We start from the raw sequence: 13,912 nt of genomic DNA, 5'->3' as shown, positions 1-13,912 counted from the left end.
TATTAATATACTGTATTTTAAAAATTAATAAATTAATAGATATTTAGATAAGAGTAGGTATGTATATTATACATGAAGCCATATGTGAAGGTAATATTAATATATGGTAAATGAGAAAACTAAAATAAGGAGGAATCATATGAGCCATAAAATATATATTGTAGAAGATGATATATCAATAAGTACATTACTTAAAGATTATATAGAGAAATATGGATTTGAAGTAGTGGTTGAAGAAAATTTTGATAATATAATTACTACATTTGTAAATTTCAAGCCGGATTTAGTACTTCTAGATGTAAATTTACCAAAATTTGATGGATTTTATTGGTGTAGATGTATTAGGCAGCAGTCAAATATTCCCATAATTTTTGTATCAGCTAGAGATAGTAATTTAGACCAGATTAGAGCTTTAGAAAGTGGAGCTGATGACTATATAACAAAGCCTTTTTATTATGATGTAGTAATGGCAAAGATAAAGAGTCAAATAAGAAGGGTATATGGTGAATATTCGCCTAAAATAGATGAGAGAATATTAGAACTAGATGGACTAAAATTTTATCCAGAAAGATTAGAGATAGAGTTAGAGAACAAGACTTTGGTTATCACTAAAAAAGAAGGAATATTACTTGAGTGTCTTATAAAAAAATACCCTAAAGTAGTAAGTAGAGATTACCTATTAGAAAAGATATGGGATGATATTGAATTTGTAGAAGAAAATACTCTAAATGTAAATGTTAGGAGAATAAGAAAAAGATTTGAGGAGTTAGGTATAAATGATGCTGTTCAAACTGTAAGAGGAGTAGGATATAAGTTAAATAAAAATTGGTAAGGAGAGAATATGAAATTATTATTTAAAGATTGTAAAGGCTATATTTTTATATATTATTTAGGAATATCTATGACAATCATTTATTGTAGTCTTATGAAATTTATTAGTGTAGAAGAAGCTTTATATATCTTATTGTTTAGTACTTTTATATTATTGTGTTTTTTAATATATAAATATTATAAAAACAGAGAAGTATATACTATATTTAAAAAGGGTATAAACTCCTTAGATGAATCTTTTTTATATTTAGGTAACTCTTTTTTCGGAGAAAACATATCAGTTATTTTAAAACAACAACATAGATTATATCAATCAATGATTCAGGAACATAAAAAAATACATAGTGAACACTTAACTTTTATCAACCAATGGATTCATCAAATGAAAACACCAATATCAGTTATAAGTCTTCAACTTCAGGAATATGAAGGTGAAGAAATTACTGAAAATATAAAAAAAGAGATAGATAGACTTAATAAAGGTTTAAACATGGCTATGTATTTCGCAAGAGTGGATGAATTTCAGAAAGATTTTGTGGTTGAAAAAGCTAATTTGAATGATATTGTAGTAGATACTATAAATGAGGAAAAGAGATTATTTATAAATAATGGGATGATTCCCAAAATACATATAGATAAATCTATTTATATTTATACAGATATAAAATGGATGAAATTTATAATAAATCAGTTAATTACAAATGGAGTTAAATATTCCAAAAATTATAGCAAAGATTTGGTTATAAAATCTGAAGAAAATAATAAATCTATAATTTTAAGTATAATAGACAATGGTGTTGGAATTGTATCTAAAGATATAAAAAGAGTATTTGACCCATTTTTCACAGGAGAAAATGGACGTAAATTTGGAGAATCTACAGGCATGGGACTTTATCTAGTAAAAAAAGTATGTGATAACTTAGGTCATAAAGTCAATATAAAATCAGATGTAGGAAAAGGAACCGAAGTTTCAATAACTTTTATTAAAGATGATATAAACTAATAATAAACTATTTTAAGATGGATTAATATTGTATTTGTAATTTAAATATCTTATTAAAATTAATGTGTCTATATATTTTAATGAGATTTATAATTATACAATCTAATTTTAAAGTAGTTTATTTTTTGAAAACATTACATAAATGTAATATTTGTGTAATGTTTGTAGATAGTGAAATTTTCTAATGTCAATTAAAATTAGTATAAGAAATGACATAAGAAAAGAAATTTTAATAAGATTATATAGTAAAGAAAGGGTGTTTATCAATGAGTTTGGATATTATTTTTATATTAAAATCAATCATAATAGCTATAGTAGAGGGGCTTACAGAATTTATTCCAGTGTCATCTACAGGTCATATGATTTTGGTAGGAAGCTTGATAGACTTTAAAGGTCAATTTGCTGAAATGTTTGAAGTTGTAATACAACTTGGAGCGATACTAGCAGTAGTAGTACTTTATTGGAAAAAAATAAAGGATAGTGTTATAGAGTTTTTTAAATTCATATTTACTGGAGGAAAGGAAGGAAAAACTGGATTTAAATTTGGAATAAATGTTATTGTAGGTTGTATACCATTTGGAATTGTGGGAGTTATATTTTATGATAACATAAAAGCATTGTTTAATTTACAATCTGTAATTATAGGGTTTATAGTTGGGGGTATTTTATTATTAGTAATAGAAACTCTATTTAGAAAAAAGAAGCACTCAACAGATAATATAGATAAAATTACTCCAGTGCAAGCTTTAAAAATTGGTGTATTACAAGTTTTATCTGCGTGGCCAGGAATGTCAAGAAGTGCATCTACTATTATGGGTGGATGGATAGCAGGGCTTAATTCTCCTACAGCAGCGGAATTTTCTTTTTTCTTAGCTATACCAGCAATGGTAGCTTCTTCAGGGCTAGATTTATTTGAATTTGATTATTCAATAATGACACCAACTTTGTGGATTGCCTTAATTGTTGGATTTATAGTAGCCTTTCTTGTGTCTATAGTAGTTATGGAAAAGTTCGTGAATTTTTTAAAGAAAAAACCAATGAGAGTATTTGCTGTATATAGAATAGTTGCAGGTATAGTACTTGCTATATTAGCTTTTACTAATATAATCAGTATATAAACTAAAATAAATTAAGTATTTATATAAAATTTCTTTGAGTACTATGAGTAGTATTTAATATATACTTTATGTCATTTTATAACTTAGGAAGGAGTTATAAATAATGAAAACTTTAATTGTGAGTAATTTGAGCAAGGTATATGGCAAAAAAATGATTTTTAATGCATTAAACAATATAAGTTTTAGTATAGAGGACGGAGAATTTGTAGGAATCATGGGACCATCTGGAAGTGGCAAGACTACTCTTTTAAATATGATTTCTACTATTGATAAAGCAACTACAGGAAAAATAGAATTAAAAGGTAAAAATCCATTATTATTAAAAGGTGAAGAGCTTGCCTTATTTAGAAGAAGAGAGTTGGGGTTTGTATTTCAAGATTTTAATTTATTGGATACTTTAACTATTGGTGAAAATATAGTATTGCCATTGACATTAGATAAGGTAAATGTAAAAGAGCAAGATGAAAAGCTAAGTGAAGTATCTAAAATTTTAGGTATAGAAGATTTATTAAATAAAAGAACTTTTGAAGTGTCTGGTGGTCAAGCTCAGAGGACTGCTATTGCTAGGGCATTAATCAATAAGCCATCAATACTTTTGGCAGATGAGCCAACAGGAAACTTAGATTCAAAGTCATCAAAAACTGTAATGGAACTATTTCAAAAGATAAATAAAGAAAATAGAGTTACTACTATGATGGTAACTCATGACCCATTAGCAGCAAGTTATTGTAATCGTATTTTATTTATAAAGGATGGAGCTATATACAATGAAATATATAAGGAAAATAGTAGAGAGCAATTTTATCAAGAAATAATGGATGTACTTACATTATTAGGAGGAGATAATTAATGAATATAAAACAATTTGCTATTAATAATATCTCAAGAAATATTAAAGCATATCTAGGATATTTAGCAAGTATTGTTATATCCTCTTCACTACTTTTTTCTTTTATTATGTTTACAAGTCATCCAGATTTGGATATAGCTCAATTTCCTGACTATTTAAAAGAAGGGCTTAAGATGAGTAAAATAATTGCATATTTATTTTTATTCTTCTTTGTGTTTTATTCAGTGAGTGTTTTTCTTAAAAGTAGATATAAAGAGTTTGGAATACTCTATATTACAGGTATATCAAAACGACAAGTAATGAAATTGGTTTTTATAGAAAATATAGTAATAAATATAGTATCCTCTGTAATTGGAATAATAGTAGGTTTAATTTTTTCAAAGGTATTTTTAGTAGTTATGTCTACCTTTTTAGAATTATCACCTCTAAACTTTTATATACCATTAAATGCAATGTTTTCCACTTTAATTTATTTTATGGTTTTAGCTATATTAACATCTATATTTACTTCTTTTATAATTAAGGAGAATCAAGTATTAAAGTTACTTAAAGGTACAAAAACTCCAAAACCAGAGCCTAAAACATCAATAATACTTGCTATATTAAGTATTTGCCTGTTTATAATAGCATATTATAGTGCTGTTACATCAACTGACCAATATACAACATATTTACGATTAGTTCCAGTTACATCTCTTACTATAATAGCAACTTATTTGTTCTTTTCTCAATTTAGTGTGTACTTTATAAAAAAATTGAAAATGAAGAAAAGTTTTTATAGAAGAAATACAAATATGCTTTGGATTTCAAACTTAATTTATAAAGTAAAGGATAATGCTAGGATATTCTTTTTGATAACAATAACTTCTGCAGTAGCATTCACTGCTATAGGTACGGTTTACTCATTTTGGAAAGATGTAAAACGTCAAATTAATTTAATATACCCTAACACAATATATTATTCAACAATGACTTTGCATAATGATACTAATAAGCCTGACAGTAAAGAAAAAGACAAGGAAAGAATGAGATTTATAGAAAGTAAGTTAAAAAAAGAAAATATAGATTATACAAGAATTAATGGAGAGTTTAAAACTGTGTTTCCTAAGAAAAGTGATTTTAATGTAAGAATAATGAAAGAATCCAAGTACTTAGAAATTACGAAGAATATAGGAGTCAAGGCTATAAATTTTGAAGATAATGAATGTATATCATTGCTTGCATCAGAACTACCTGGTAATAATAAAGTCAAAGAAAATGCCATTATAGGGAATATAAGTTTAAGAGTGGCAAAACAGGTGGAAGAATGTGTTATGCCAGCATATTATAAAAATATGTATGTGGTAAAGGATAATTTTTATGATAGTATAGAATCAAAATTTATAGTGGATAGATTTACTGCATTTGAAGTAGCCGATTCAAGTAAAACTACAGAGATATGTAGACAATTTGAAGATAAATTTGATAATGAGTCTGGAATGCAACCATATTTATTTTTCTCTAAAGAATTAATGATAGAAACTGGTAAACTAATATATTCTACATTTATGTTTTTAGCAATATTTATAGGTTTAATTTTCTTTGTTACTACAAGTAGTTTCTTATATAATAAGTTTTATATGGATTGCCAACTTGACAAGAAAAAGTATGAACAGTTAAATAAGTTGGGAATGACATATAAGGAGATTAAAAAAGCTTCAACCATTGAGATTGGGATTGTGTTTTTGTTACCTTATGTAATAGCTGTTATACATTCGGTGTTTGCACTTACTGCACTCAAGAACTCTTTTGATATAGAAGTAGCATCATCTGCAGTTTTGGTGATGGGAAGTTTGTTTATAGTTCAAATAGTGTATTTCTTATTTATAAGAAATAATTATTTAAAAGAGATAAGATTAAATTTAGTTAATTTTTAATTGATATCACTTAAATTTGTATTTTTAATTAAATATATATTAGTTAGCTGTATTTATATAAAATAGATATTACTGGAATTATATTAACTTATAATCCAGTAATATTTTTTATTAACTAAAATTTATATAATTATATATCAAAATATATCAAAAATCTATTACTATCTCTGACTAATTAAAAACTTATATAATTACATGCTATGACATATAAATTTATATAATTATATATTATAATATACAAAAGATAACGTTATTTATAAGTAAAATAGATGGTATAGGATTTAAGAATAACTTAATATAATAATGAGATGAGGTAAAATTTATGATAAGAAAATCGAATAATAAAGATATAGACAAAATAATGGGAATCTGGGAAGAAAGTACAATCAAAGCACATGATTTTATAAATAAAGATTATTGGAAAAATAACTACAATACTGTTAAAAATGAATACATTCCTATATCTGAAACTTTTGTATACGATGATGGAGAAGAAATAAAAGGATTTATAAGTATTATAGATAATGAATTTATAGGAGCTTTATTTATAAGTACAAATTATCAAAGTCTAGGTATAGGAAGCAAACTTTTAGACTATGCAATTAAAGAATATAAAAATCTAAGCTTAGCAGTATATAAAGACAATAAAAAAGCAGTTGTATTTTATAATAAAAAAGGTTTTAATATAGTAAAAGAGCAAGTAAATGAAGATTCAGGATTTAAAGAATATATAATGAAATATAGCAATCTACTTTAGTAGATTAACATTAGAATAGTGATTAAAATGTTTACTATCTATATAGATATATTTTTATAATGGAGAGATTTAAAATGATGAATCATATATACTTAAACTTAGTATATATTATAAAATATATAACTATGGGAGGATAAAATAATGAATAAAAGAGCATTTATGCATTATATTAGAATAAGAGAATAGCGCACAAATTGTGGCTATTTTACAAAAACTTATAACATAATTTTATATAAGATAGAGAAGCATATCTTATATAAGTAGCCATAATTTCGTGCTATTTAAATTAAATAGTAAATTTGAGGAGATTATGGAGATGAAACAAAATATAGGTAATGAAGTTAAAACGATTGTTGGAAAATTAAAAAAGATAGAAATTGCTAAATTACTACTTGATGAAAATATAGATGTATTCAAATGTCCACTTTGTAAAGAAGATATGATTACAATTGATAAAAATAGCATGGTATGTATAAATAATCATTGCTTTGATATATCTAAAAAGGGATATGTTAACTTATTAAATAGTAATACTAAAACTATTTATGATAAAGAGTTATTTGAATCAAGACATGAAATATATAATTCTAAAGTATATGATAATTTAACAGAAGAACTAAAATATATAATTCATAACTACACTCTAGATAAAAATATTAACTATATTTTAGATGCTGGATGTGGAGAAGGATATTTCTCAAATAAATTATATGAAGATAAAAATATTAATAATAGATGTAAATTAATTGGAATTGATATAGCTAAAGAAGGAATTTCTATGGCTACAAGAGGAGAGAATGAAGTTATATGGTGTATTTCAGATTTATCAAATTTACCATTTAAAGATAATGCTTTTGGTGTAATATTAAATATACTTTCTCCTGCAAATTATAAGGAATTTACAAGGGTTTTAAGTGATGATGGAATAATAGTAAAGATTATGCCAGAATCAAATTATTTAAAAGAAATAAGAACAAATATACAGGGAAATATAAAGAATAGTGATTATGACAATAAAAACATTGTAGCTGTATTTAAAAAACATCTAAATGTAGTTTATGAAAATAGAATCAATTATAAAACGGATATCAGTATATTAAATTTAATGAATTTGGTTAAAATGACTCCTTTAACATCAACATTAGATGAAGAAGAAATTTTAAAGTTAATAGAGTCAGGGATATCTAATATAACAATTGATTTAAGAGTTATGGTCGGTGCACTAAAGAATAGAAAATAGAATTTGTCCAAAATCAATAAAAATTATATTACTAAAAATTGCTATGAAATTAGTTTAATAATATCTAATTTCATAGCAATTTTAATTACTGTTGAAGTTTCTACATAAAAAGTATTTATACTATAATTCAACATGTGTCCGAAAATTTCTATAATAATATTTAATAAGAGAGTATTCTTATTTGAAATTATTTTAAAAATACAAAATATTAAAGATTAAAGTATTCTTTTTGAGATGAATCTATTTCAGAGCCACAATTGCTACAGCAATAAGAGGTTGAAACATATCCAAATTCTTCAGTATTCTCATTAAATTCCATTTTTTTCTTTGCAATAATTCCTACTTTAGTTAAGCTAGAACCACAATTATCACAGTTTTGAATTTTACATATACTATACAATTTGTCAGTAGTTACATTTTCTATTGATTTATCACAATTACAACATTTAATAGAAGAAATCTCATTAGATACTTCAATAGGTTTGGCATCTTGAAAAGAAAATTTATATGTTATATCATTTGACACTCTATAACCTGTATCAAAAATATTAGTATTACAGTTTGGACACATATATTTTGGAATATATACATCTTTCTTTTCAAAAGTATCTTTCTCAGCATTGTGATTTAAATCATCTAAAGAGGCATTTTCATCTATGCTATCTTCTTTATTTAAGTTTAAAAGGTAATTGTAAATCTTTTTATCTTCATTTTGTTTTGCTGTGTCTAAAAAATGACTCATTATATCTGGATAGTCTTTATTTTTTGATGGCATATTTAAATCTATATAATTGTTTTCAATTGCAAAAGATAGTATATTGTAATAATCATACTTTACTGCAAAAAATAATAACATTTCATCAAAAACTTTATCTACTATTTTGTCAGAAATACTTATCCAAAAATCTGGGGATTCTAAATAAACTTTCTTACTAAGCTCATCTAGTTCTTCATCTATATTGTTTAATTGATTTTCATTAGTTTTCATATTATCACTTCCTTGTTAATTTATTATATGAAATAAAATCTCATATAAAATATATCATATTATAATTTACAAGTATAGGGCAAATAGATTTGTTTATAAGTAAAATTTTATAAATAACCATTAAAATATAAAGGATTAGAATAAAGTTCACTTATAAATTAAATGTAAACCTATAAATGTATTATAGTTGACAAAAAACTGTCTTTCTTTTATACTAAAACAAAGCTTTAATAGAAGGTTTATTATATGTACATATAAACTAAATTGAATAAGACATATGAAGGGAATTATAAAAATGAAAAATAATAGAGTAAATATTCAAGATTTAACTAAAATGTCAATATGTGTAGCATTATTATGTATATCATCCTACATATATATACCATTACCATTTACACCAGCAGGAGTAACGGCACAAACAATAATGATAAATCTAATAGCTTTAATATTAACACCAAGACAAGCATTTAGTACAGTTGGGGTATATATAATGATAGGTTTAATTGGAATCCCTGTATTTGGAGGAGGTACATCTGGCATTGGTAAATTACTAAGTCCAACAGGTGGTTTTTATTTTGGATTTTTATTTGCAGCACTAATTATTAGCTTATTAAAAGGTAAAAATAATGATATTAAGAGATATATACCAATAACAATTTTTGTTGGTATGCCTATTATATATTTTATGGGAACAGTATTTATGTGTTACTTTAATCAAATGACAGTAGAAGCAGCACTTTTTGCAGCGGTGGTACCATTTTTAATTGGAGATACAATAAAAGCAATTATTGCATCTTTTTTAGGTGTTAAATTAAATAATGTACTAAAAAGAAATCTATGATGAAGAGAGGATATAATGTATGGAAGATGTTTTTATACTAGGAGGATTAAGAAGTCATATAGGTTTGAAAAATGGAATTTTTCAATGTGTCCAGCCAGAATTACTAGGAGCAGAGGTTTTAAGACATCTAATTGAAAAGTATGAGATTGATAAGATTGATGAGATTATATGTGGAAATGCAGTTGGTACAGGAGGTAATATCACAAGATTAATGACTTTAACAGCAGGAATAGAAAGTGAAGTTCCTGCTTTTACTGTAGATATGCAATGTGCTTCTGCTATGATGAGTTTAGATATAGCATTTTCAAAGATTAAATCTGGGCAATGTGATTTAATTATTGCAGGAGGTTTTGAGAGTAGCTCTCTACAACCAATCCGTACATATCATAAAAATGATAAAAGATATAATATCAATAATCCAAACTATACAGTTGCTCAATTTTCTCCAGATGATAATAGTGAGAATAGTATGCTTGAAGGTGCAGAAAGAGTAGCAAAGTTATATAAAATTGAGAAGGCAGAATTAGATTATTGGGTAAAAGAAAGTCATAGAAGAGCAAAAAACACAAGAGAAGAAAAATTTCTTGAAGATATTATTTTTCCTATAAATAGCAATACATATGATGAGGGTATACGTGATAAAATGAGTCAAAGGTTATTAGATAGGATACCCTCAATTTTAGGGAAGGGAAGTATCACAAATGCAGCAAATTCATGTCTTATTAATGATGGTGCTTCATTTCTTATACTGTGTTCTAAAAAATATTTAGAGAATACTAAAAAGAACCCAAAAGCTAAAGTTATAAATTCTTGTACAATAGGGACAAAGCCACAATTAAGTCCAACGTCTGCTATAAAAGCTATGGAGAAGATTTTGGAGATAGAAAAGCTTAACTATATGGACATATCTGCTATTGAATTTAATGAAGCATTTGCAGTTATAGATGTTCTATTTCAAAGAAAATATCCAGAATTAGTTGATAGATATAATATATTTGGAGGGGCTTTAGCATATGGTCATCCATATGGTGCTTCTGGTGCAATTATTGCGTTACATCTTTTAAAAGCACTTGAAAAAACTAATGGAAGGTATGGAATTTGCTCTATAGCAGCTGCTGGGGGATTAGGCTCTGCTTTATTGATTGAAAGGGTGTAGATTATGAATTACTATGAACTTTTGAAAGCAAAAAGAAACAGCTATAAAGATAAAGATTTTTTGATTATAGATGGAAAAAAGTATACTTATGACAATATATTAAGAGATAGTGAGGAGATAGGTAGACAGATTTCTATAGGTGAAAATATTCCTGTTTTAATTTATTCTAAAAATATAAAGTTCCAATTAGTAAGTTTTTTAGGTGTTAACTATTCAAATAATGTGCCTATCATTTGTCATTATAATCTTTCTAAAAGAGTATTAAGTGATATTTTAATAAAGAATAATATTTCAATTATTATATCTGATGAGAATATAGATATAAATGATTTATCTAATGGTAGTAGCAATAGGATATTAAAGATAACTAATTCTTCTACAGACCATCACAATATAAATGTATATCAATATAATAATATTTTAAATTATCTAGATAAAGAGATTTGTATGGGAGCTTTATCTTCAGGATCCACAAATGTCCCAAAAGTATTATATAGAACATATGAAAGCTGGGCTGGATTTTTTCCTATACAAAATGAAATTTTTCATATTTCTGAGGACTCTATTTTGTTTATCAATGGAACACTTAGCTTTACAGGAAATCTAAATTCTATAATGTCAGTACTATATGAAGGCGGTAGTATTGTAATAAGTTCAGGTTTAAACTGCAAAACATGGATAAATGCAATAAAACAAGACAATATAACTAACATATATCTTATACCTACAAAGCTTCAATTACTGGTTAAACATTTAAGTGAGACAATAGTTAAAGTTAGAAGCGTTTTTACAGGTTCTCAATTGTTGTTTGAGGATGCTGCAAGAAAAATAAAAAAATATATGCCAGATTCTGAAATTATTTTATATTATGGAGCAAGTGAATTAAACTACATTACATATTTGTCTTATGATGAATTGATTGAGAAACCATTAAGTGTAGGTAAGCCATTTCCAAAAATAGATGTATATATTAAGGATAGAATGATTTTTGTAAATACCAAATATGCAGTATACAATGCATCAGAGCCTTATTCTGTTAATGATATTGGATATTTTGATGATGATGGATATTTAATATTTGAAGGAAGAAGCGATGATGTTGTAAATATTGGTGGGTTCAAAGTTAGTTCTACAAAAGTTGAAAATGTAGTCAAAAGAATTCCTCAAATTGAAGATGCAGTTGTATTACCTTATTTAGATAATATAAGGGGAAGTCAAATTGCATTATTCGTAACGACCATAGATAAAATTACAAAGAAGGATTTATTGATTAAGATTAGAAATTATTTAATTAGAAATGAAATTCCAAGAAAAATTATTTTTTTAGATTCATTACCATATACATCTTCTGAAAAGATAGATAGATTGGCATTATTAGAAATGTTAAAAGTATAATATTTAATAATTTTAGTGAACCAATAGATTGATAAAAACATATTGTATATAGTAAAGGAGGCTTACAATATGTCAAATCAATACGATATAACTGTTATAGGCGGAGATATGCGACAAGTGTACATGGTAAAAAAACTAATTAATAAAGGATATTCTGTAGTTATATATGGAATAGCAAATGAAATCATAAATGGAATCGCTGGAAAAGCAACTTCACTAGCTGAAGCACTATCCAAAAGTTCCATTATTTTATGTCCAATTCCATTTACAAAAAATCAATTTAGTATTGAAAATACTGATGGTTGTCTCGATGCTACTATTGATAACTTGTTAATTAACTTATCTCCTAACCAAATACTATTTGGAGGAAATATACCAACTAAAGTTTACAAATTTTGTGAGCAACATTCTATTCAGGTTTATGATTTTATGAAAATGAATGATGTTGCTATTTTAAATGCAGTTGCTACAGCTGAAGGAGCCATAGCAGAAGCTATTAAAAGAAGTATAATCAATATGCACCAAAGTAATTGTCTAGTACTGGGATTCGGAAGATGTGCACAAATACTTGCTAAAAAATTATATGCTTTAGATGCAAATGTATGTGTTGGAGCAAGAAATAATGATGCAAGGAGTACAGCTAATGCATTTGGCTATTCTAGTATTTCTTTAAATCAACTTGATGAAAATCTTTCAAAGTTTGATTATATTTTTAATACTATACCAGAATGTATTTTAACGAAAGAGAAATTAGAAAAAGTATCACGAGAAGTAACTATTATAGATATAGCTTCTTCTCCTGGTGGATTAGATTATTCTGTTACACAAAATTTAGATGTTAATGCAAATCTTTGTCTTGGGCTTCCTGGTAAATACTCACCAAAGACATCTGGTGAAATTCTTGTTAACGCTATAGAAAATATTATAAATGAAAGAAGGGATTAGAGATGAGACTTGAAGGACTTACAATTGGAGTAGGATTTACTGGTTCGTTTTGTACTTATGATAAAATATTTATAGAGTTAGAGAATTTGGTAAAAGCAGGAGCAAACGTGCACACTATATTTTCAGATGTATCACAAAATATAGATTGTAGATTTGGAAATTCTGAGGAATTTATGAAAAAAGCATATGAACTGACAGGAAATAAACCTATTGTTACAATTGAAGAAGCAGAACCATTTGGACCTAAAGGAATTGCTGATATTATAATAATAGCCCCTTGTACTGGAAATACTGCTGCTAAGTTAGCAAATGGTATTACGGACTCTCCAGTACTGATGGCAGCAAAAGGTCATCTTCGCAATGATAAACCACTTGTAATCTCAATATCAACTAATGATGCTCTAAGTTTTAATTTTAAAAATATTGGTATTCTTCTTAACTCTAAAAATATATATTTTGTACCTTTTGGTCAAGATAATTGTAATGCAAAGCCTAATTCTATGATTGCACATACAGAGTTAATAATTCCAACTATAGAGCTTGCTCTTGATAATAAACAGTTACAACCTGTTATAAAAAGTCCACACCAATAGATTAGTGATGTAATATGATATATGTATATGATATGTAATATTAACAAAGTCCAGCAATCTTATTTGCTGGACTTTAACTTGTAATATATTAAAATTATTTACTTAAACTAATTTATAAATTGGAATTTATATTACTTTGCATTTTTAAATATCAAACTTGTTGTACTTGATACAAAACAAGCAGACATAATTAAAATAAATACTGAAAGTCCTCTAATAAACAAATTATCTACATAATAAGTTACTACACCAATACCATAAATGGCTGAAATTGTACTC

13 protein-coding genes are annotated in these 13,912 nt (G+C 26.0%); 12 read left to right on the top strand and 1 reads right to left on the bottom strand.

The genetic code is table 11. The features are described 5' to 3' along the window. The first annotated feature begins 139 nt into the window (after window positions 1-139). The 7 genes from KGF50_RS16140 (at window position 140) to KGF50_RS16110 (ending at window position 7,715) form a co-directional block, all read left to right on the top strand. Window positions 140-832, top strand: a complete 693-nt coding sequence (locus KGF50_RS16140) for a response regulator transcription factor (protein WP_227849012.1) — start codon at window positions 140-142, stop codon at window positions 830-832. Window positions 833-841: 9 nt separating this feature from the next. Beyond that, window positions 842-1,834 (top strand): sensor histidine kinase, encoded by a 993-nt coding sequence (locus KGF50_RS16135; protein ID WP_227849011.1) that lies wholly within the window; start codon window positions 842-844, stop codon window positions 1,832-1,834. A gap of 266 nt (window positions 1,835-2,100) precedes the next feature. Then, window positions 2,101-2,952, top strand: a complete 852-nt coding sequence (locus KGF50_RS16130; protein WP_227849010.1) for an undecaprenyl-diphosphate phosphatase — start codon at window positions 2,101-2,103, stop codon at window positions 2,950-2,952. 103 nt (window positions 2,953-3,055) lie between these two features. After that, window positions 3,056-3,802, top strand: coding sequence for an ABC transporter ATP-binding protein (locus tag KGF50_RS16125; RefSeq protein ID WP_227849009.1), 747 nt, complete (start codon window positions 3,056-3,058; stop codon window positions 3,800-3,802). Further along, window positions 3,802-5,718: an ABC transporter permease gene (locus KGF50_RS16120; protein ID WP_227849008.1), complete on the top strand. Its 1,917-nt coding sequence runs from the start codon at window positions 3,802-3,804 to the stop codon at window positions 5,716-5,718. Before KGF50_RS16125 ends, KGF50_RS16120 begins: the two co-directional genes overlap by 1 nt. Window positions 5,719-6,040: 322 nt before the next feature. Beyond that, entirely contained in the window at window positions 6,041-6,475 is a 435-nt protein-coding gene (locus KGF50_RS16115) for an N-acetyltransferase (protein WP_227849007.1), read from the top strand. A 316-nt stretch (window positions 6,476-6,791) separates the two neighbouring features. Continuing rightward, window positions 6,792-7,715 carry a putative RNA methyltransferase gene (locus KGF50_RS16110; protein ID WP_227849006.1) on the top strand — a complete coding sequence of 308 codons (924 nt, stop codon included), beginning with the start codon at window positions 6,792-6,794 and terminating at the stop codon, window positions 7,713-7,715. A gap of 208 nt (window positions 7,716-7,923) precedes the next feature. On the opposite strand, the gene KGF50_RS16105 is transcribed toward KGF50_RS16110, so the two are convergent. Beyond that, the gene (locus KGF50_RS16105; protein ID WP_227849005.1) at window positions 7,924-8,703 is read right to left on the bottom strand and encodes a hypothetical protein; all 780 of its coding nucleotides are present in this window, start codon (window positions 8,701-8,703) and stop codon (window positions 7,924-7,926) included. Window positions 8,704-8,998: 295 nt separating this feature from the next. On the opposite strand from KGF50_RS16105, the gene KGF50_RS16100 reads away from it, so the two are divergent. From KGF50_RS16100 to KGF50_RS16080, 5 genes are all read left to right on the top strand, one after another. Further along, window positions 8,999-9,544 carry a biotin transporter BioY gene (locus tag KGF50_RS16100; RefSeq protein ID WP_227849004.1) on the top strand — a complete coding sequence of 182 codons (546 nt, stop codon included), beginning with the start codon at window positions 8,999-9,001 and terminating at the stop codon, window positions 9,542-9,544. 19 nt (window positions 9,545-9,563) lie between these two features. Further along, window positions 9,564-10,700: an acetyl-CoA C-acyltransferase gene (locus KGF50_RS16095; protein ID WP_227849003.1), complete on the top strand. Its 1,137-nt coding sequence runs from the start codon at window positions 9,564-9,566 to the stop codon at window positions 10,698-10,700. A gap of 3 nt (window positions 10,701-10,703) precedes the next feature. Then, window positions 10,704-12,095 (top strand): AMP-binding protein, encoded by a 1,392-nt coding sequence (locus tag KGF50_RS16090; RefSeq protein ID WP_227849002.1) that lies wholly within the window; start codon window positions 10,704-10,706, stop codon window positions 12,093-12,095. Between the two features lie 69 nt (window positions 12,096-12,164). Continuing rightward, window positions 12,165-13,040, top strand: coding sequence for a dipicolinate synthase subunit DpsA (dpsA, locus tag KGF50_RS16085; protein WP_227849001.1), 876 nt, complete (start codon window positions 12,165-12,167; stop codon window positions 13,038-13,040). Window positions 13,041-13,042: 2 nt separating this feature from the next. Next, window positions 13,043-13,633, top strand: a complete 591-nt coding sequence (locus KGF50_RS16080; protein WP_227849000.1) for a dipicolinate synthase subunit B — start codon at window positions 13,043-13,045, stop codon at window positions 13,631-13,633. Window positions 13,634-13,912: the final 279 nt, after the last annotated feature.

Source organism: Clostridioides sp. ZZV15-6598, assembly GCF_020657705.1.
Lineage (GTDB): Bacteria > Bacillota > Clostridia > Peptostreptococcales > Peptostreptococcaceae > Clostridioides > Clostridioides difficile_F.
The sequence above is the reverse complement of the archived record's forward strand: the minus strand, read 5'-3'. Positions and strand labels throughout refer to the sequence as shown.

Coding starts and splice junctions, on each gene's coding strand:
- KGF50_RS16140 (WP_227849012.1), top strand. CDS start 140: ATGAGCCATAAAATATATATTGTAGAAGATGATATATCAATAAGTACA.
- KGF50_RS16135 (WP_227849011.1), top strand. CDS start 842: ATGAAATTATTATTTAAAGATTGTAAAGGCTATATTTTTATATATTAT.
- KGF50_RS16130 (WP_227849010.1), top strand. CDS start 2,101: ATGAGTTTGGATATTATTTTTATATTAAAATCAATCATAATAGCTATA.
- KGF50_RS16125 (WP_227849009.1), top strand. CDS start 3,056: ATGAAAACTTTAATTGTGAGTAATTTGAGCAAGGTATATGGCAAAAAA.
- KGF50_RS16120 (WP_227849008.1), top strand. CDS start 3,802: ATGAATATAAAACAATTTGCTATTAATAATATCTCAAGAAATATTAAA.
- KGF50_RS16115 (WP_227849007.1), top strand. CDS start 6,041: ATGATAAGAAAATCGAATAATAAAGATATAGACAAAATAATGGGAATC.
- KGF50_RS16110 (WP_227849006.1), top strand. CDS start 6,792: ATGAAACAAAATATAGGTAATGAAGTTAAAACGATTGTTGGAAAATTA.
- KGF50_RS16105 (WP_227849005.1), bottom strand. CDS start 8,703: ATGAAAACTAATGAAAATCAATTAAACAATATAGATGAAGAACTAGAT.
- KGF50_RS16100 (WP_227849004.1), top strand. CDS start 8,999: ATGAAAAATAATAGAGTAAATATTCAAGATTTAACTAAAATGTCAATA.
- KGF50_RS16095 (WP_227849003.1), top strand. CDS start 9,564: ATGGAAGATGTTTTTATACTAGGAGGATTAAGAAGTCATATAGGTTTG.
- KGF50_RS16090 (WP_227849002.1), top strand. CDS start 10,704: ATGAATTACTATGAACTTTTGAAAGCAAAAAGAAACAGCTATAAAGAT.
- dpsA (WP_227849001.1), top strand. CDS start 12,165: ATGTCAAATCAATACGATATAACTGTTATAGGCGGAGATATGCGACAA.
- KGF50_RS16080 (WP_227849000.1), top strand. CDS start 13,043: ATGAGACTTGAAGGACTTACAATTGGAGTAGGATTTACTGGTTCGTTT.